General features: G+C 67.1%; 16 protein-coding genes and 1 pseudogene. 12 read left to right on the top strand and 5 right to left on the bottom strand.

Annotated elements, in window-relative coordinates; translation table 11 throughout:
- Positions 1–66 precede the first annotated feature (66 nt).
- A complete protein-coding gene (locus DDE13_RS01055; RefSeq protein ID WP_111400892.1) occupies positions 67–1980 on the top strand; it encodes an OmpA family protein in 1914 nt (637 codons plus the stop codon).
- A complete protein-coding gene (locus DDE13_RS01050) occupies positions 1967–2296 on the top strand; it encodes a hypothetical protein (RefSeq protein ID WP_111400891.1) in 330 nt (109 codons plus the stop codon). The genes DDE13_RS01055 and DDE13_RS01050 overlap by 14 nt, the downstream gene beginning before the upstream one ends.
- Here the strand turns inward: DDE13_RS01050 and DDE13_RS01045 are convergent.
- From DDE13_RS01045 to DDE13_RS23535, 4 genes and pseudogenes are all read right to left on the bottom strand, one after another.
- On the bottom strand, positions 2284–2754 hold the full coding sequence (locus DDE13_RS01045; protein WP_111400890.1) for a molybdenum cofactor biosynthesis protein MoaE: 471 nt from the start codon (positions 2752–2754) through the stop codon (positions 2284–2286). The two genes, DDE13_RS01050 and DDE13_RS01045, sit on opposite strands and share 13 nt — an antisense overlap.
- A gap of 8 nt (positions 2755–2762) precedes the next feature.
- Positions 2763–3032, bottom strand: a complete 270-nt coding sequence (moaD, locus tag DDE13_RS01040) for a molybdopterin converting factor subunit 1 (protein ID WP_111400889.1) — start codon at positions 3030–3032, stop codon at positions 2763–2765.
- A gap of 55 nt (positions 3033–3087) precedes the next feature.
- Positions 3088–3681, bottom strand: coding sequence for a CDP-diacylglycerol--glycerol-3-phosphate 3-phosphatidyltransferase (gene pgsA, locus DDE13_RS01035; RefSeq protein WP_111400888.1), 594 nt, complete (start codon positions 3679–3681; stop codon positions 3088–3090).
- Between the two features lie 295 nt (positions 3682–3976).
- Positions 3977–4162, bottom strand: a pseudogene (locus DDE13_RS23535) (ATP-binding cassette domain-containing protein); the annotation flags it as partial.
- On the opposite strand from DDE13_RS23535, the gene DDE13_RS22720 reads away from it, so the two are divergent.
- The 10 genes from DDE13_RS22720 to DDE13_RS00985 all read left to right on the top strand — a co-directional run bounded on the left by DDE13_RS22720 (position 4154) and on the right by DDE13_RS00985 (position 16501).
- Complete coding sequence (locus tag DDE13_RS22720) at positions 4154–4546, top strand: FCD domain-containing protein (RefSeq protein WP_162630814.1); 393 nt, start codon at positions 4154–4156, stop codon at positions 4544–4546. The pseudogene DDE13_RS23535 and the gene DDE13_RS22720 sit on opposite strands and share 9 nt — an antisense overlap.
- Before the next feature lie 392 nt (positions 4547–4938).
- On the top strand, positions 4939–5886 hold the full coding sequence (locus tag DDE13_RS01025; protein ID WP_111400886.1) for a DMT family transporter: 948 nt from the start codon (positions 4939–4941) through the stop codon (positions 5884–5886).
- A 464-nt stretch (positions 5887–6350) separates the two neighbouring features.
- A complete protein-coding gene (locus DDE13_RS01020; RefSeq protein ID WP_162630813.1) occupies positions 6351–7397 on the top strand; it encodes a LacI family DNA-binding transcriptional regulator in 1047 nt (348 codons plus the stop codon).
- Positions 7394–8386, top strand: coding sequence for a TRAP transporter substrate-binding protein (locus DDE13_RS01015; RefSeq protein ID WP_111400884.1), 993 nt, complete (start codon positions 7394–7396; stop codon positions 8384–8386). Before DDE13_RS01020 ends, DDE13_RS01015 begins: the two co-directional genes overlap by 4 nt.
- On the top strand, positions 8377–8904 hold the full coding sequence (locus DDE13_RS01010; RefSeq protein WP_111400883.1) for a TRAP transporter small permease: 528 nt from the start codon (positions 8377–8379) through the stop codon (positions 8902–8904). The genes DDE13_RS01015 and DDE13_RS01010 overlap by 10 nt, the downstream gene beginning before the upstream one ends.
- A 6-nt stretch (positions 8905–8910) precedes the next feature.
- Positions 8911–10188, top strand: coding sequence for a TRAP transporter large permease (locus DDE13_RS01005; protein ID WP_111400882.1), 1278 nt, complete (start codon positions 8911–8913; stop codon positions 10186–10188).
- A 162-nt stretch (positions 10189–10350) separates the two neighbouring features.
- Positions 10351–11949, top strand: coding sequence for a GMC family oxidoreductase (locus DDE13_RS01000; RefSeq protein WP_111400881.1), 1599 nt, complete (start codon positions 10351–10353; stop codon positions 11947–11949).
- A 61-nt stretch (positions 11950–12010) separates the two neighbouring features.
- A complete protein-coding gene (locus DDE13_RS00995) occupies positions 12011–13396 on the top strand; it encodes an aldehyde dehydrogenase family protein (RefSeq protein ID WP_111400880.1) in 1386 nt (461 codons plus the stop codon).
- A gap of 109 nt (positions 13397–13505) precedes the next feature.
- Positions 13506–14693, top strand: coding sequence for a mandelate racemase/muconate lactonizing enzyme family protein (locus DDE13_RS00990; protein ID WP_111400879.1), 1188 nt, complete (start codon positions 13506–13508; stop codon positions 14691–14693).
- Positions 14693–16501, top strand: coding sequence for a SulP family inorganic anion transporter (locus DDE13_RS00985; protein WP_111400878.1), 1809 nt, complete (start codon positions 14693–14695; stop codon positions 16499–16501). The genes DDE13_RS00990 and DDE13_RS00985 overlap by 1 nt, the downstream gene beginning before the upstream one ends.
- Before the next feature lie 317 nt (positions 16502–16818).
- On the opposite strand, the gene DDE13_RS00980 is transcribed toward DDE13_RS00985, so the two are convergent.
- On the bottom strand, positions 16819–18027 hold the full coding sequence (locus DDE13_RS00980; protein ID WP_111400958.1) for an NnrS family protein: 1209 nt from the start codon (positions 18025–18027) through the stop codon (positions 16819–16821).
- Positions 18028–18193 lie beyond the last annotated feature (166 nt).

Below are 18193 nucleotides of genomic sequence, written 5' to 3'. Positions count from 1 at the left end.
CACGATTGCCAACACGCGGCTGACGCCCTAGAGACGGCGCGCACGCCCGATCCGGAAAGGTTGCCCATGCGTTCCAGCCTGAAACCCGTGCTGCGCCTGATCGCGCTGGCCGCGGCGGCGGCAGGAAGCGTCTGGGGTGCGCAGCAGGCCGCAGACCTGATCGAAACCCGTAACCGCGACGCGATCGCGGCTGAACTGGTCGAGGGCGGCCATTCCTGGGCGGTCGTGTCCATCGACGGGCTGCAGGCCACGATCAGCGGCACGGCGCCGGACGAATCCGCGCGGTTCCGCGCATTGCGGGCCGTGTCGGAAAAGGTCAATCCGGACCAGTTGCGCGACGCCATCACCGTCGCCCCGGCGCAGGATCTGCCGCCGCCCGCGTTTCGGCTTGAACTGCTGCGCACCGGCGACACGCTGACGGCGATGGGGCTGCTGCCGGGCGGGGTAGCGGGCGAAACCCGGTTCCTGGACGCCATCGCGGACACCGCGCCCGGCCTCGCGTCGTCCGAGATCGTCACGGTCAGCGCCGATCCCGAACCCGCGGGATGGGAGGCGGCGACCCGGCTTGCCCTCACCGGGGTCGCGGGGCTGCGCGACGGGCGCGCCGTCGTCACGGGCCGGGACATCACCGTGACCGGGCTCGCCCATGACCGCGCGCAGGCCGAGGATCTCGCCGCCACCCTTGCCGCCGCGTTGCCCGAGGGCTGGCAACTGTCCACGGAACTGTCGCTGCCGCGCCCGGTCCTCGCGCCCTTCGTGATGCGGTTGCGACTGGACGACGGCGTCGCACGATTCGACGCCTGCGCGGCCTCTGACGCGGACGGTGCCGCGCGCATCCGCGCCGCGGCACGGGCAGCCGGTCTGCCCGAGGACGCCGCGGACTGCACCGTCGCCCATGGCGCACCCGATGACGACTGGGATCGCGTCGCGACCCTGGCGATCGCGGCGCTGCAGGGGCTTGGTGCGGGAGCGGTCACCCTGTCGGACATCACGGTGACGCTGGCACCGGATGCCACCGTCCCGCGCGCCGCGGTCGATGCGGCCATCGCTGGGTTGGAGCGCGACCTGCCCGCGGGTTACCGCGTCACCCTGCCCGCCGACCGCGGCGGCGCCGATGCCGCGGCCGGCGGAACGGCCACGCCGACCTTCTCGGCCACGCGCAGCCCCGAGGGGTTGGTTCAGGTGCGCGGTCCGCTGCCGGATACGATGTCCGACGATCTCGTGGGGGGGTTCGCTGCCGCGCGGTTCGACCCGGACAGGCTGACCCTCGCCCTGCGCCGCCGGTCCGACCTGCCAGAGGGCTGGGGCCTGCGGGTGCTGGCCGGGCTGGACGCGTTCAGCAGGCTGGATCGCGGACGGCTGAGCGTGACCCCCGCGATGATCCTTCTGACCGGCGCGACGGGCGATCCGGCCTTGCAGGCGGATCTGGCGGCACGGCTGACAGCCGCGCTCGGCCCGTCCGAGGCCTTTCAGATCGACATCGAATACGCGGAGGAGCTTGATCCGGTGGCCGCCCTTCCGACGCCCGAGGAATGCCTGGGCCGCGTGCAGGCGATACAGGCGCGGAACAAGATCACCTTCGGGCCGGGGTCCACGGAGCTCGATGGCGCGGCACTGGGGATCGTGCGCCGGATCGCGGCGGCGTTGCGCGACTGCGAAGGCGTCGCGATGGAGATCGGCGGGCATACCGACAGCCAGGGCCGCGCCGAAATGAACGCCGAGCTGAGCCAGGCCCGCGCCGACGCTGTCCTGAACGCGCTGATGGCGGAACGGGTGCTGGTGGGATCGCTGACCGCCGTCGGCTATGGCGAGGAGCGCCCCGTGGCGGACAACGACACCGAGGACGGGCGCGAGGCGAACCGCCGGATCGATTTCAGCCTGCGCTACCCGTTGCAGGGGCCGCCCGCCCCGGCATCGCAGGACGCACCCCCGGCAGAACAGGCGACGACAGCAGGAGACGGCGAAGATGGACCGCAGTGAACTCGTGATCGCGACGGCGATCCTTCTCTTCGGGGCGTTCCTGCTCGGATTCCTGACCCACTGGCTGGTCAGCCGCCTGTCGCACGTGTCGAAATCGGACCTGTCCGAACTGGAGGCGATGGCCGAAGCGCTGCACGATGCCGAGGAAGCCCGCGACGCGGCGCTGGCCGAGCGGATCGCGGTCGAGACGCGCCTGGGGGCGCAACTGACACAGGCCGAGGCCGAGTTGCGCGCGGCGATGGACGGGCTGCGCGAGGCGCGGCATGACAGCGAGGCGCTGCGCGCCGAATTGCGGCGGGCCGGTCACGCGGGCTGAGCCGGTCGGTCCCAGCGGTCCAGCGCATCCTCGTCCGCATCGCGTGCCGAGACCCAGGCGGCGCCGTTTCCGGTCACTTCCTTCTTCCAGAACGGCGCGCGGGACTTCAGGTAATCCATCAGGTATTCCGCCGCGGCGAAGGCGTCGGCGCGGTGGCGCGCGGCTGTGGCGACCATCATGATGACCTCGCCCGGGCGCAGGATGCCGTGGCGATGCACGATCAAGGCGCCGGACAACGGCCAGCGCGCACAGGCGCGTGCCCGGATATCCGCCAGCGCGGCCTCGGTCATGCCGGGATAGTGCTCGATCTCCATGTGCTGCAACCCGCCCGTGTCGGCATCGCGGACGATACCGGTGAAGCTGACAACCCCGCCCGCCCCCGGATTGGCGGCGGTGAAGGCTGTCAGTTCGGCCCCGGGGTCGAAGGGACCATCAAGTAGGCATATGTCCCTGGCCATGGCGCCGATCAGCCCCCGGTCATGGGCGGAAAGATCGCCACCTCGCGTGCGCCGGCGAGGGACGCATCGAGATCCGACAGCGTCTGGTCGATCGCAACGCGCAAGGCACCGAGATCGGCAAGAGCCGCGGCATACCGGTCGTCCCGCGCGGCGAGTTCGGCCACAAGCGCGCGGGGCGTAGCGGCGGAGGTCGTGACCTGCTCGCGCGCAACGCCGATGCGTTCGCGGACCCAGGCGAAATACAGGATGTCGAGTGTCTGGTCTTGTTCGGGTGTCATGTCGGCGCCTCGGTCTGGAAGCCGTCACCTTCGCACGGCGTGGAGCCGGATCGGATCACGGACGCGGCTCGGCAAGGAAGGGCAGGGATTTCCGGAAATAATCCCAACCGGTGATCGCGGTCAGGACAGCGGCGATCCAGAACAAGGCAAGACCGAGAACCCCGGTCGCCCGTGCCGCCTGGCCGGGAAGCGCATCGTCTTGGCCGCCAAGGGCAAGCGACAGGAACAGCAGCGTGATGGCCACCATCTGCGCCGTGGTTTTCCACTTGGCCAGCGGCGTGACCTTCAACCGGTGTGCATCGGGTCCGAGAAATTCGCGCAGGCCGGACACGAACACCTCGCGGAACAGGATGACCGTTGCGGGCACCAGCAGCCAGGGATCGAGACGGAACAACGCAAGCAGAAGGGCCAGCGCGGTGATGACCATGGCCTTGTCCGCGATCGGATCGAGCATCGCACCGAAACGGCTGGTCTGGTTCCAGCGCCGCGCGAGATACCCGTCGCACCAGTCCGTGATCGCCGCCCCGACGAACAGGGCCAGCGCCGCCCAGTCGGACAAGGGCCGCGGCAGGACCACGAAGACAAGCGCCAGCGCCGGCGCGGACGCAAGGCGCAGGACGGTCAGCACATTGGGCAGGTTCCAGATCATGCACGCCGTGTAACGGAGACGCGGGCGACAGGAAAGCACCTAGCTTGGTTGAAGGCGTGGCGTTCGGGCGTCGTTCAAGAGACCGTCCGAGGGCATCGTGCCGCCCCGCAGCAAGTTTTGCCTGCTTGTCGGTCAGAAGCCAGATGATCTGCTCTTCGCCCGGCCGCCCCGGCGCTTCCCATCGACCCGCGGCGATGTCGGATCGATGCTCGGCGAACGCACGCTTCAACTTGCCCAAGGTCTCTTTTGGTCTCCCACAGCGCGTTGTTGGCTGCCTCGCCCGGCTACGTGCGGGCACCTGCCGCAGGTTCCGCCCATCCAGAAGGATGCCCCCCCGGTCGGGGATCAGGAGACATGCAATCGCGCGCAAAAGCGTGGATTTCCCGCATTCGCTCGGCCCCGAGAGGGCGACGACCTCGCTCGCCTCCACATCAAAAACGACGTCTTGCAGCGCTGGCGTGCCGTCGACCGCATGGGACACCTCACGGATGGACAGCCCCGACCTTGGACCAGGCGTCGCCGCGACTGGCCTCTGCGCCGCGCGGATCTGGCGTTCGTCACAGCCGTAAGCGACAACAAGGCAATCCGGCGGAGTTCCGGGAATTTCCACCTCGAGCTGGCACGACCGGCGGGGATAATGGTCCTGCACGACATCCTGCAGAACCTGATGGCACGCCTGTCGCTTGTCGCGTCGCTTTACGAATCGAGAAGCGTGTCGTGCTGCGGATCGAACGGGCATGGGGCCATCCTTGCCGCGATACGCCGCCGAGACAGCGCAGCCGCGCGTGACTTGATGCTCGAATATCTTCAAGGCATCGAAGCCTCGTTCGACCTCGAGGGCGGGAGAGACGACAAGAACTCGTAGTCTGCCCTACTCGCAAAGTTCGCACCGGCGGGCTGATCGGCTCCATCATGAAACGGTGCGCGACAGCCCCGTGTGCCACCCCGCTTGGCAAGGTCCCGGAGGCAGGTCAGATCGGAACGCGCACCGCCGACGGCACCTGCGCACGCGCCTCGGCCACGCCGTCATCATCCGGCGGAGCGCCACTGTGGAAGTTCCGATCCTCGGGAATGCACACCGGCGTCAGGAGGACCGCCCGGCGGACCGCCCTAGGAACGAAATCCCGCGAGCCAGCCGGCCCCGTGTCGTGCGTCCCTCAAGCGATGGACCGACTGCAGGCAGACAGCCGTTGCCCAGTGCTGTCTTGGGGCGCAAACTGGATAGACGCGGGCGGGATCACGGCCTAAGCGGGTAGCATGACGAGCACGACAACCCTCTCCCCGCCTCCCGACCGGATCCTGGCCGGTGTCGCCCTGATGCTGGGGTTTTGCGTGACGGCCCCCATGCTGGATGTGGCGTCCAAGCTGGCATCGAGCAGTATACCGGTGGGGCAGATTACGACCGCGCGCTTTGTCGTGCAGTGCGCGCTGATGGCGCCGTTCGTGTGGGTCATGGGCGTATCGCTTCGGGTGCCGCACGGCCACTGGCCCGCGCTGCTGGTCCGGGCGGCGCTGCAACTGATCTCGACCTTCTGCTTTGTCGCCGCGATCCGGGTGATGCCGCTCGCCGATGCGCTGGCGATCGTGTTCGTGTCGCCGTTCATCGTGCTGCTGGTGGGCAAGTTCTACCTGTCCGAAGACGTTGGCCCGCGCCGGGTGGCGGCGGCGCTGGTGGGGTTCGTCGGTGTGCTCTTCGTGATCCAGCCCAGTTTCGCGGCCTTCGGCGCGGTGGCGCTGTTCCCGCTGGGCACGGCGGTGGGGTTCGCGTTCTACATTCTCGTGACGCGCGGGCTGTCGCGGCGCATGCATCCCGTGGCGTTGCAGTTCCACACCGGTCTGATCTCCAGCCTGATGTGCGTGCCGGTGATGCTGCTGGCCGACGGGTCGGGGGCCGCGCTGCTCGATCCGGTCTGGCCCGAAGGGATCGCGTGGCTCTGGCTTCTGGGGGTCGGGTTCTTCGCCGCGCTGAGCCACATGATGATGACCTATGCGCTGTCGCTGGCGCCATCGGCCACGCTGGCGCCGCTGCAGTACCTCGAATTGCCGGTGGCGACCCTGCTGGGGTATCTCGTGTTCCGCGATTTCCCCAATGCGCTGGCCCTGATCGGGATCGTCATCATCGTCGGGGCGGGGCTCTACATGATCCACCGCGAACGGGTCACCGCCCGCCAGCTCATCACCGAGCGCGCCGCCCCGCCGATCTGAGGGAGCGGTGCGCCGCGCGCCGCATGTCGATCCTGCCGGAACTGATGCCGCGGCCCTTCCATGCCAGCGGTGTGACAGGCGGGCGCGTACGGGCCGACAGTTCTTGCAGTCGTCCGCGCCCCGGTCAAGCCGCTGAAGTCGGCTCTAGCATTCAAAGCATCGGAAATGCCGCGCTGCACCAAGGATCAGGGAAGCCACCCATTCCGAGGTGTTGGTGACGCAATATTCGGCAGCGACCTTCCTTCCCGACGCGGTTCGGAACGCACGCCAGCGTTGACGCGCGGCAGGCGGCACTTCGCAACTAGTTGCACATCCAAACCTGATCGGATGCGCTGGGACACCCTCTGAACATCGCATATGGAGCATGTTCCATCCAAAAATCAATACTGTTGACCGCCCTCCCACGATGTGGCATCAATTTAATGAAACTAGTTGCACAGCCTTGGGGGAGGATATCTGTGAACATGCGGGAGGTCGCACGGCGCGCGAAAGTCTCAGTCGCGACGGTTTCACGAGCCCTGCGGAGTCCCGAGCAGGTCTCGCCCGCAACCGTCGAGCGCGTTCGCCGGGCGGCGGAAGAGCTTGGCTATGTCTACAACGCCACCGCCAGCGACATCCTGAGGGGCCGTTCGACCGTTGTGGGTCTTGTGGTGCCCACATCCAGCAGCACCCTGTTCGGAGAGACCATCCATGGCGTGCAGGATGTCACCGCAGAACACGGGTTTTCCGTCATCCAGGGCGCTTCGCGCTATGACGACGACAGGGAAGAGCGGCTGATCGCGTCGCTGCTCGAGCGACGGGTTCACGCCCTGATCCTGACCGGCGTCACATTGCGCAACGAGGCCCGCATCCGCCGTCTTGCCAAGGATCATTGCGCCCGAATCGTGGTAGTCTGGGAAAAGCCGAAGGCGGATGTCGGCATCTCCTATGTGGGGTTCGACAACCGCAGTGCGGCCGAACGCATGACCAATCACCTGATCGGTCTCGGGCACCGCAGGATCGGAATGATCGTCGGCCCATATTCGCGCTCGGCGCGGGTCAAGCATCGCCTCGAAGGCTATCGCGATGCGCTGGACAAGGCCGGCCTGCCCTTCGATCCCGACCTCGTGGTGGAACGACGGCCCGACCTGCTGGAAGGGCGGGAGGCCATGAACAGCCTGATGAGCCAGGAAGAGCCGCCGACGGCTGTCTTTGCCGCCTCCGACCTGCTCGCCATCGGCGCGCTCAAGGCGGCGCGGCTGCGCGGGCTGTCGGTGCCCGGCGACGTATCCATCGCCGGGTTCGACGACATGAATTTCAGCGCCTACCAGGACCCGCCGATCACCACCATGCGCGTCGATGCCTACCGTATCGGCCAGCTCGCGGCGCAGATCGCGGTCGAGCCCATCGGCGCGCCAGTGCGCAACTATTGCCTCGACTGCGACCTCGTCATCCGGGGCAGCACCGGACGCTACGCGCTGTCCGGTGCAACAGACGAACGACTGCAAACCAGGGAGGAGAACAGCAAATGACGATACCGATGAAATTGGGGGGCTTGGCCTGTGCCGTCGCGATGGGCGCCGGAATGATGAGCCCGGCGGTCGCCGAGACCGTTCTCAAGGTCGGACTGATCGATCCGCCGGCACATATCGATGTCGTCGCATCGCAGCGGGTCGCCGACCGCGTCGCGGAACTCACCGACGGCGAGATCAAGATGGAGATCTACCCTGCCGCGCAGCTTGGGTTTGCCAATGACATGCTGTCGGGCCTGAAGCTGGGGACGGTCGAGATGTTCGTCGGCGCGACCACGTGGCTGGGCACGTTCGAGACGGATTTCTGGATCTCGGGCACGCTCTACGTCTTCAACGATCAGGAGCAGGCGCGAACGATGCATGAAAGCGCGACGTTCGAGGCCATGGGCGACCGGCTTGTCGAGAACCACGGTATCCGGGTGCTGGCGCAGAACTGGGATCGCGGACCGCGCAATTTCATCTCGACCCGGCCGGTCGCCACGATCGAAGACCTCGAAGGGTTGAAGATCCGCGTGCCGCCGCAGGAAAGCTGGATCGAGAACTTCAAGCTGGCAGGTGCCGCGGCGACCCCGATACCGCTGTCCGAGACCTTCACGGGCTTGCAGCAGGGGATCGTCGAGTCGACCGAACAGGCGTCGAACTGGCTCTATGGCAACAAGTACCACACGATCGCGAACAACCTGACGCGGACCAATCACAACTACGAAGAAACCGGCGTGATGATCTCCGAGCGGGTCTTCCAGTCGCTGACCGAGGACCAACGCAACGCCATCGTGCAGGCGATCGACGAAGTTGCCGGTTGGCACAACGAACAGGTCGCCATCCAGATCGCAGACGCCGAAGAAAAGATGGCCGCCGAGGGCATCAACATCATCGATGTGGATGTTCAGGCGTGGAAGGAGCATTTCCGCTCCAACTTCGACACCATCGCAGACATCGTCGGCTATTCTCCGGAACTGGTCGACGAACTGAAGTCCCAGTGGGACTGAACATTCTGCCCGCGATCGCCGAGGCGATCGCGCGCGGGGCGGTCCTGGTTGCCGGGATCGCCCTCGCGATCATCCTCGTCCTGATCGGCGGTCAGATCGGGTCGCGGATCCTTACCGGCAATTCCCTGTCCTGGTCGGACGAGCTTGCCCGCCTGTTCTTCATCTACCTCGTGTTCATCGGCGCGGCCGAAGCATCCATGCGGCGCACCCATATCGCGGTCGATCTTCAGGAGACCTTCGGCATGTCCCCGGCCGTCGACCGCGTGTTCGATCTTGTCCGCATGGCGCTGTGCATCGGCGTGCTGGCCGTGATCGCATGGGGTGCCTGGCAGATCATCCCGGTCGTGGAGAACATGCAACGCCCGGCGACCCGGCTGTCCACCGCGTGGATGTTCTACCCGGTTCTGGTCGGCGCGCTGCTGATGATCGTGGCGACGGCGATCAACTTCCTGTCGTGCCTGACGGGCGGCAGCATCTATCGCGACACTGCAAAAAATCCTCACGACCTGCTGGAGTGATAGAAAATGGCCACGCTAATCCTGGTCGGCGGATTGTTCCTGCTTTTGCTTCTTGGGGTGCCGGTCGCATTCTCGCTGCTCCTGTCGAGCCTCGCGCTGATCGTCTGGGACGGGGCACTGCCGACGCTCATCGTCTCCCAGCGGTTGGGCAACGCGCTGGACAGTTTTCCGCTGCTCGCCATCCCGCTGTTCATCCTCGCGGCCGAGATCATGAACCATTCCGGCGCGACCGAACGCATCTTCCGGCTGGCGAATACCGTGCTTGGGCGCATTTACGGCGGGCTGGGCCATGTGAACATCGCTGCATCGATGTTGTTTTCCGGCATGTCGGGCTCTGCCGTGGCCGATGCCGCCGGACTTGGGGCGATCGAGATCAAGGCCATGAAGGAACAGGGCTACGAGCCCGGTTTCGCCGCAGCCGTCACCGCCGCCTCATCGACCATCGGCCCGATCATTCCGCCGTCGGTGCCCATCGTCCTTTACGGTGTGATTTCCGGTGCGGCAATCGGCGAGCTGTTCCTCGCTGGTTTCGTACCCGGCATCTTGATGGGGCTAGCCATGATGGCCTACATCGCAGTGATCGCGAAGCGCCGGAACTTTCCCCGTGACCCGGCCTTCGCAGGGTTTGCCGCGATAGGCTCCGCATTCGTCAGCGCCATTCCGTCGCTCCTGCTGCCGGTCATCATCCTTGGCGGGATCTGGGGCGGGATCATGAGCCCGACGGAGGCCGCCGCCGCCGCCGTCATTTATTCCCTGCTGCTAGGGCTGGTCGTGCATCGCAGCATGAACCTTGGCAACGTCGTGGAAAGCTTCCGGCTGGCGGCGCGGTCCACCGCGACCATCATGCTGATCGTCGCGGCAGCCAACATCTATGGCTGGCTCGTCTCGACCCAGCAGATCCCGGTCGTCGTGCAGGGTTTCCTGACCAATGTGACCCAGAACCCCACGATCCTGCTGTTGATCATCGCGGCCGTCCTGCTGGTCATGGGAATGTTCATGGAACTGATCGCGATCCTGACCATTGCCGTCCCGGTGTTCCTGCCGGTCGCGGTGGCGACGGGGATCGATCCGATTCATTTCGGGATCGTCACCGTGCTGACGCTGATGATCGGATTGCTCACACCCCCGTTCGGGCTCAACCTCTTCATCGTGCAGCAGGTGTCGGGGGCAAGTTACGCGTCGATCCTGCGGGAGACCTGGCCATTCATCTTCATCCTGATCGGCGTGCTCATCCCGATCATCATGTTCCCCCAGATCTCGCTGGGCATCCTGCGCGTGTTCTAGCGAACCTGCGCACGGGCGGGCCTTGTCCGGCACCGGCCGGGGCGCGGCGAACGGCGCGGTTGAAGGCGATCTGACAGCCGGAACGACAGCAGAACGACAGGGGCCAGCGGGAATGGATCGCTGGTTCCAACACCAGGAAACGAAACCTCGAAGGGGGACACTGTGTCAGGTTATGATTACGTTATCGTGGGTTCGGGTACCGCCGGTGCCACTTTGGCGGCGCGCCTGACCGAAGACCCCGATTGCCGGGTCCTCGTTCTCGAAAGCGGCGGCCCGGACAGGAATTTCTGGCTCAAGGTGCCGGTGGGCTACTACAAGGCCATCTACAACGCGAATTTCTCGCATCTCTACCGCTCCGAACCCGATCCCGGGATCGGCGGGCGCCAGATGGATTGTCCGCGGGGCCGCGTCATCGGCGGGTCGAGTTCGATCAACGGACTGATCTACATTCGCGGCCAGCACCAGGATTTCGACGACTGGGCGGCGATGGGCGCCGAAGGCTGGGATTTCAACGCTGTCCTGCCGCATTTTCGCAAGCTGGAAACCTATTCCGGGAAACCCTCGCAATACCGCGGCGCGCATGGCCCCTTGCAGATCAGCGACCTGCGGAACCACAACCCGGCCTGCGACGCGTGGCTTCGGGCAGCACGCGAATACGGGCTGCCCGACAACCCCGACTTCAACGGCGCGAGCGCGCATGGCATCGGGTCCTACCAGCTGACGCTGCGCGGCCGCTGGCGCGACAGCGCCGCGACCGCGTTTCTCAAGCCCGCGATGCGCAGGCCCAACCTGACCGTGAAGCTGCGCGCGGACGTGACCGGCCTGACCTTCGACGGGTCGCGCGCACGCGGCGTTACCTATCGCAAGAACGGCAAGGACCACACGGCCATCGCCGACGGCGAGGTGATCCTGTGTGCCGGCTCCGTCCAGACCCCGCAACTCTTGCAACTGTCCGGCATCGGCCCGGCAGAACGGCTGGGTGCGTTGGGCATCAAGGTGCGCCACGACGCGCCCGAGGTCGGCGAGAACCTGCAGGATCACATCCAGATGCGCACCATCGTCGAACTGGCGGACAAGGGCCTGTCGCTGAACGACCACATGGCGAACCCGATCAGCCTTGCCAGGATGGGGCTGGAATGGCTGATAAAGGGGTCGGGGCCGCTATCCGTGGGCGCCGGACAGGTCGGCGGCGCCATGGCGACCAAATACGCCGAAGGCGGCCGCCCCGACATCCAGCTTTTCGTCATGCCCCTGTCGGTCGACAAGCCGGGCAAGCCGCTCCACGCCTATTCCGGTTTCACGACCTCGTTCTGGCAATGCCACCCGGAAAGCCGCGGCAGCATCCACATCAATTCCACCGACCCCGGCCGCGATCCGACCATCCGCATGAATTACTTCTCAGCACAGCGCGACCGCGACGTGACCGTCGAGGGCCTGAAGATCCTGCGCGAGATCTATCGCCAGCCCGCCTTCCGCAGTCAGTGGTCGCGCGAGGTCATACCCGGCGACGCATACCAATCCGACGAAGACATCATGAACGCGATCCGCGCCAATGCGACGACGGTCTATCACCTTGTCGGCACCTGCCGGATGGGCGGCGACGACCGGTCCGTGGTCGATCCGCAGTTGCGCGTCCGGGGGGTGGACGGGCTGCGCGTCGTGGATGCGTCGGTGATGCCCAAGATCCCGTCGGCCAACACCAATGCCGCCACGTACATGATCGCCGAAAAGGCATCCGCGATCATCCGGGGCGAGCAATAGGCGATGCCCCCCAAAGCGCCGCCCGAACCGTGCGCAGCACACAGAACCATGAGGGACCGCAATGACAGTCGAAATCCGCAACCCCGCCAATCCCGCCGAAATCGTCGGCACCTACCCCACGATCACGCCCGATGACGTGCCGCGCCTCGTCCAGACGGCGCGGGACGCCCAGCGGGACTGGGCCAGGGTGCCCCAGCCCGAACGCGGCCGCATCGTGGACGGGTTCCTGAACGGTCTGGAAGCGCGGGCCGAGGACATCGCACGGTCGATCACCCGCGAGATGGGCAAGATCATCGCGGAAGCGCGCGGCGAAGTGGCCAAGTCCACCGGCGAGGGGCGCGCCACGACGCGCCGGGCCTCCGCCCCGATCGGCGAGGTTCTCCCGTCGCAAAAACCCGCCACGACGGTCTATTCCACCCGCCGCCCGCGCGGCGTGATCCTGGGGATCAACCCGTGGAACTTTCCCTTCGGCACGCCCATTCGCAAGACGATCCCGGCGCTGCTTTACGGCAACGCCATGATCCTCAAGCCGTCGATCAACACCCCCGGGGCCGCCTTCATCATGCAAGAGGTGGCGGATGCGACCTTGCCGCCGGGGATATTCCAGATCGCCAACGGGTCGGGCAGCATCGGCAGCACGCTGACATCCGCCACGGGCATCGATGCGATCACCTTCACCGGTTCCGTCGGCGTCGGGCGGATGGTCGCGCAGGCCGCTGCCGCCAACCTTGCCGAGATTAGCCTGGAGCTTGGGGGCAAGAACCCGGTCATCCTGAACGACGCGAGCGATCTCGATACCGCGCTCGACCAGATCTTCGCCGCGGCCTTTGCCGTCTGCGGGCAGCGCTGCACCGCGATCAGCCGCGTCATCGTGCGCCGCGAGATCGAGAACGCCGTGGTCGAAGGGCTTGCGCAGCGTGCAAACGCCGCGCGCGTGGGCGACGGACTGGATGCCGCCACGACGATCGGTCCCCTGATGGGCGAAAAGGCGCGTGCCGACGTGGCGGGTTTCGTGGATCGTGCCCGGGCCGCCGGTGCGCATGTGGCCGCGGGCGGCGCGATGATCGACCGGCAGGGTGGCTATTTCTATGCCCCCACGATCCTGTCCAACGTCACGCCCGACATGGAAGTGGCACGGGACGAGGTGTTCGGCCCGGTGCTGGCGGTCATTCCCTATGACACGCCAGACGCGGCGCTGGCGATCTGCAACGATGTCGAATTCGGCCTGTCGGCTTGCCTGTATTCGGAACAGATGCCGCTCGTGGAGCGTTTCATCGCCGAAGCGGAAAGCGGCATGCTGCATGTCAACTGCGGCAGCTTTCCCGAGGATCATTCGCCGTTCGTCGGCGTCAAGAATTCGTCGCTGGGCGTGGGCGGGTCGAACGGCCCCTCGACGTTGCATTTCTACACGCAGGAACACACGGTCTTTCGCCGGGGACAGGCGTGACCCCCGCCCCGACCGGCCGTCCCTGCGATGCGGGGCGGTCCGGCATGGGGCACGGGGCCGGCGCGGGCACGCGGCGTCGGCGGGAACCTCATCCACCTCCGAGGGAAGCATGACCGACTCTGACAGCAAGACCGAAATCGCCCGGATCGATGTCTGGTGCTACCGCGTGCCGATTGCCGAAAGGGTCGTGACCTCCTTCGGTGCCATGACCAGCCGGCCCGCGGTCTTCGTCAGGCTGGAAGATGCGGACGGCGCCTTCGGCTGGGGCGAGATCTTCGCAAACTGGCCCGCCGCCGGGGCCGAGCACCGGGCGCGCCTGCTGATCGAGGACGTGTCGGACCTGATCCTCGGTCACGCCTTCGGCGCCCCGTCGAGCCTGTTCGACCACCTGACCGAAAAGACGCACATCCGGGCCCTGCAATGCGGCGAATGGGGACCGTTCAACCACGTGATCGCGGGGCTCGACACCGCGTTCCACGACCTGTTGGCGCGGCGGGCGGACCTGCCGCTGGCCCGGTTCCTCAACCCCGACGCCCCGCTGTCGGTGCCCACCTATGCCAGCGGCATCCATATCGGCGCCGCCGACCGTGTCATCGACGAAAGCCGCACGCTGGGGTTCGACGCGTTCAAGGTCAAGGTCGCCTTCGACCTGTCGGCGGACATCGACGGCGTCCGGCGCGCCTGCGCCACGCTCGGGCGCCATGAGCGCCTGTTCACTGACGCGAACCAGGGGTGGACCGCGGACGAGGCCATGACCTTTCTTGCGGCGCTTGCCGTCCAGCCCGTCGGCTGGCTGGAGGAACCCCTGCCCGCCGATGCGCCTGACGCCGACTGGCAGCGCGTCGCGGCGGCGTCCGCCATACCGCTGGCAGGCGGCGAGAACATCTGGGGCACGACGGATTTCGCCACCGCCCTCGATGGTGGCAGCCTCAGGGTCATCCAGCCGGACGTGGCGAAATGGGGCGGCGTTTCGAAATGCCGCGACGTGGGGATGCAGGCGACCGCCAAGGGCCTGCTCTACTGTCCGCATTTCCTCGGCGGCGGTATCGGGCTCGCGGCCTCGGCGGCGGTGCTGGCATCAATCCCGTGCGACGGTCTGCTCGAAGTGGATACCAACGCCAACCCGCTGCGCGGGGCGTTTCACCTTTGGCCCGACGGCGCGGTCCGCAACCGATACCCGATCAGCCCGGCACCGGGGCTCGGCATCGTCGATCTGCCCGAGGAGATCGCCCGATACAGGACTCTCGCAGCCACGACGACGCGGCCCGGACATTTCGTCGTCGAAACGGGCGCCTGATGCCGGGCACTCCGCGCTTCAGTCAGCTCGGAACGGGTTTCGGGCGGGCCTTGTCGTCGCTGGTATCCCGGCCCGACTGGTTCGCCCGTGTCTCGGCGCGGACGCTGCGCCGCGACGCCTTCGCCGGGCTGACCGGGGCAACCATCGTTCTGCCCCAGGGTATCGCCTTCGCGGCCATCGCCGGCCTGCCGCCGGAATACGGCTTCTACACGGCCATGGTGCCCCCGGTCATCGCGGCCTTTCTCGGCTCGTCGTGGCACGCGGTGTCCGGCCCGACCACGGCCATCTCGGCGCTGGTCTTCGGCACGCTGTCGGGGCTTTACGACGTGGGCAGCCCGGCCTTCATCGACGCGGCCATCCTGCTCGCGCTCCTCGTCGGGGCCATCCAGTTCGCGCTGGGGGCGATGCGGCTGGGGTCGCTGGTGAACTTCGTATCCCATTCGGTGATGGTCGGGTTCATCACCGCGGCGGCCGTTCTCATCCTGCTCAGCCAGATGCGCCACGCGCTGGCCCTCGATCTGCCCAGACCCGAACACCTTGTCGAATTCTTCGGCGCCCTTGCGCCCGCGCTTGGACAGATCGATCCCGCGGCAGCCATCATCGCCGGGGCCACGCTGGCCGTGGCGGTCGGGGTCAAGACCTACCTGCCCGCCTGGCCGAATTACCTGATCGCTCTCGCGTCGGGGACAGGGATGCTGGCCATGATGGGCGGGCTGGGCGACCATGTCGCCACCGTCGGGCGGATCGACGCCGTGATCCCGCATTTCCAGTTGCCGACCCTGACCGGCGCGCATGTCCGCGACCTCGCCTCGCCGGCCTTCGCCATCGCGCTGGTCGGCCTGCTGGAGGCGATGTCGATCTCGCGCGGGATCGCCATGCGGTCCGGGCAGGAGGTCGACACGAACCGTGAATTCATCGGGCAAGGCGCCTCGAATGTCGTCGGCAGCCTGTTCAACTGCTACCCCAGTTCCGCCTCCTTCACCCGCAGCGGCGTGAACTACGAAGCCGGCGCGGAAACGCCCCTGTCGGCGGTCTTCGCCGTCGTGTTCCTGTTCGCCATCCTGCTTTTCGTCTCGCCCCTTTTCGTGCTGGTCCCGATCCCGGCCATGGCGGGCGTCATCATGCTGGTGGCGTGGAAACTGATCGACCTGCGCATGATCCGCCGTATCCTGCGCGCCTCGCGGGCCGAGGCGGCGATCGCCGGCATAACCTTTCTCGTCGCGCTGTTCGTCGAGCTTGAATTCGCGATCTATTGCGGCGTCATCCTGTCGATCATGGTGTTCCTCGACCGCTCGTCGCACCCGTTCCTCAGCATCGGTGCGCCGGACCCCAGCCAGCCGCGCCGACCGTTTCGGCCCGCGCTGGCCAACGGGCTCGCGCAATGCCCGCAACTGATGTCGGTCGGACTGGACGGACCGCTCTATTTCGGCTCGGTCGAGGCGGTCCGCCGGAAGTTCCGCGAATTCGAAACCCTATACCCGGCGCAGAAGAACATGGTCTTCGTCATCCGCGGCGTGGGCCAGCTTGACCTGCCCGCCGCGGAACTGCTGATCGAGGAAGCGGAACGTCGCCGCGCCCGCGGCGGCGAGTTGTGCATCCAGACCAAGATCGCGCGCACCATCGAACAACTTGACCGCTATTCGGTGACGCGGCATCTGCCTGCCGGAAAGGTGCACCTGTCGAAGGGCGACGCCATCGCCTATCTCGTGCCCCGCCTCGACGACACGATCTGCGCAAGGTGTCACGCACGGATATTTTCCGAGTGCCGGTTTCGTTCCGCGCCCGACGGCACGGTGACGGAAAAATAGGTCCGCCGCTGCGCCCCTGACGTGGCGCCGGCCTGCCCCGAACCATGCGGCCGATCCGTCCCCGGATGCCAGCGCGACAACTGGCGGGCCAGTGTCACGCATATTCATGATCCCGCACGCCGCGATGGCAACGAAATCCGGGGCATCCGGTCGATCCCCATCGGCAGGCAGTCGCGGGGGACCCGTCCATGACGGTGGCGCATGGACAATAGCGCTCGATCAAGGACCCAGGCCGCGACAGGCCGCAGGTCGACGCGCGGCCCGTCATCCGGCCAGACCCGGCTCTTCCGCGGGCGCCGATGGCACGGGGGGCGCCGTCAGGTTCTTCTGCCGGCGGGCACGCGCAGGAGCAGCCTGCCGTAGACGAGTGCGAAGCCGCCGAAGGCCGCGATCCACCCTGATCCGCCAACGACGTACAAGGGTCCGGCAAGCGCTGGCCACAGCCCCGCCGCGACCCGTGCCAGCACCGCGACGACCAGTGCGGCATAGATGGCGACCGTGCCCGGTCCGGCCGTCAGCCCCTGGCCGGTATGGCCCAGCGTCGCCCGCGTCATGACCGCCAGCGACATGAGCCCGATGGCACCCGCCATCCACAGATGCTGCGCCCCGGCCATGCCCACCAAGACGGGGGACAGAATTTCCGCGGCCAGCGCGACCGCCCCCAGCGGCACGAAGGCATAGCCGGCATGCAGCACCGCCACCAGCGGCTCCGCCAGTGTCCGGTGCCCCGCCCATCGGGAAAGCCGCCAGGCATGCATCACCCCAGCCAGCCCGAGCATGACGCCGGTCAGCGGGTGCAGGGGGGCCGCCACCCACCCCAGCAGCGCCGCCAGCAGCACCCCCAGCGCCATTCTGTCGAACCGCTGCATCGGGGGCGCGGGCAGAACGGCGCTGCCCCGCTTCACCAGCCAGTTGCGGGTGAACGACGGCACGATCCGCCCGCCGATCACCGCGATCATCATGGTCGCCGCGGCCAGCCCGATCCGCAGGCCATGGCCCTGGGACGCGCCGCCGCCCAGCGCCGCTTCCCGGTGAAACAGCCCGTTGCCAAGCGTGAAAACCGCCAGCATCCCCAGGACCACGAGATTGCGCCAGTTCCGGCCCGCCACGATCTCACGGGCGATGACGGCACAGATCGCCACCGGGAACGCCAGGTCGGTCAGCGCGACCGCGACCGGCGGAAGGTGCATCGACACCAACACGGCAAGCCGCCCGGCCAGCCACACCACCGCCAATGCGCCAAGACGCCACCCCACGATCGGCAGGCGCCCGGTCCAGTTCGGCACCGCCGTCAGCAGAAAGCCCGCGATGACCGCGCCGAGATAGCCGAAAAGGAACGCGTGCGCATGCCACGACACGGGATCGAACGCCGTCGGCATGACGAAATGCCCTGAAAGCATCGGCACCCAGAGCGCCATCGCCGTCATCGCCCATAGCGCCGCGCCGAAGAAGAATGGCCGGAACCCGTAGGCCAGGATCGCGGGGCCGCGCCAGTCGCGCATCTGCTGCGCGCTTGTCGTGCTCATCGGTGTGTCCTTTTCAGTGTCTTCCCGAACGCGGCTGACCCGCCGGTCCGGATGCACGGGCAGTCCCGCGCGCATGTCGCGCGACGGCATCTCGCGGCGTTGGAAGCGGGCTGCCGCGGCCGTGTTGCCATCGGGAACGGGACATGGAGACCCCTTTCGCGCTTGT

This window comes from Meridianimarinicoccus zhengii (assembly GCF_003254465.1).
Taxonomy (GTDB): domain Bacteria; phylum Pseudomonadota; class Alphaproteobacteria; order Rhodobacterales; family Rhodobacteraceae; genus Meridianimarinicoccus; species Meridianimarinicoccus zhengii.
This window is presented reverse-complemented; position numbering and strand designations above follow the sequence as displayed.

What these genes read in the sequence shown, in the direction of transcription:
- DDE13_RS01055 (WP_111400892.1), top strand. Translation starts at nt 67, where the DNA reads ATGCGTTCCAGCCTGAAACCCGTGCTGCGCCTGATCGCGCTGGCCGCG.
- DDE13_RS01050 (WP_111400891.1), top strand. Translation starts at nt 1,967, where the DNA reads ATGGACCGCAGTGAACTCGTGATCGCGACGGCGATCCTTCTCTTCGGG.
- DDE13_RS01045 (WP_111400890.1), bottom strand. Translation starts at nt 2,754, where the DNA reads ATGGCCAGGGACATATGCCTACTTGATGGTCCCTTCGACCCCGGGGCC.
- moaD (WP_111400889.1), bottom strand. Translation starts at nt 3,032, where the DNA reads ATGACACCCGAACAAGACCAGACACTCGACATCCTGTATTTCGCCTGG.
- pgsA (WP_111400888.1), bottom strand. Translation starts at nt 3,681, where the DNA reads ATGATCTGGAACCTGCCCAATGTGCTGACCGTCCTGCGCCTTGCGTCC.
- DDE13_RS22720 (WP_162630814.1), top strand. Translation starts at nt 4,154, where the DNA reads ATGGGACACCTCACGGATGGACAGCCCCGACCTTGGACCAGGCGTCGC.
- DDE13_RS01025 (WP_111400886.1), top strand. Translation starts at nt 4,939, where the DNA reads ATGACGAGCACGACAACCCTCTCCCCGCCTCCCGACCGGATCCTGGCC.
- DDE13_RS01020 (WP_162630813.1), top strand. Translation starts at nt 6,351, where the DNA reads ATGCGGGAGGTCGCACGGCGCGCGAAAGTCTCAGTCGCGACGGTTTCA.
- DDE13_RS01015 (WP_111400884.1), top strand. Translation starts at nt 7,394, where the DNA reads ATGACGATACCGATGAAATTGGGGGGCTTGGCCTGTGCCGTCGCGATG.
- DDE13_RS01005 (WP_111400882.1), top strand. Translation starts at nt 8,911, where the DNA reads ATGGCCACGCTAATCCTGGTCGGCGGATTGTTCCTGCTTTTGCTTCTT.
- DDE13_RS00995 (WP_111400880.1), top strand. Translation starts at nt 12,011, where the DNA reads ATGACAGTCGAAATCCGCAACCCCGCCAATCCCGCCGAAATCGTCGGC.
- DDE13_RS00990 (WP_111400879.1), top strand. Translation starts at nt 13,506, where the DNA reads ATGACCGACTCTGACAGCAAGACCGAAATCGCCCGGATCGATGTCTGG.
- DDE13_RS00985 (WP_111400878.1), top strand. Translation starts at nt 14,693, where the DNA reads ATGCCGGGCACTCCGCGCTTCAGTCAGCTCGGAACGGGTTTCGGGCGG.
- DDE13_RS00980 (WP_111400958.1), bottom strand. Translation starts at nt 18,027, where the DNA reads ATGAGCACGACAAGCGCGCAGCAGATGCGCGACTGGCGCGGCCCCGCG.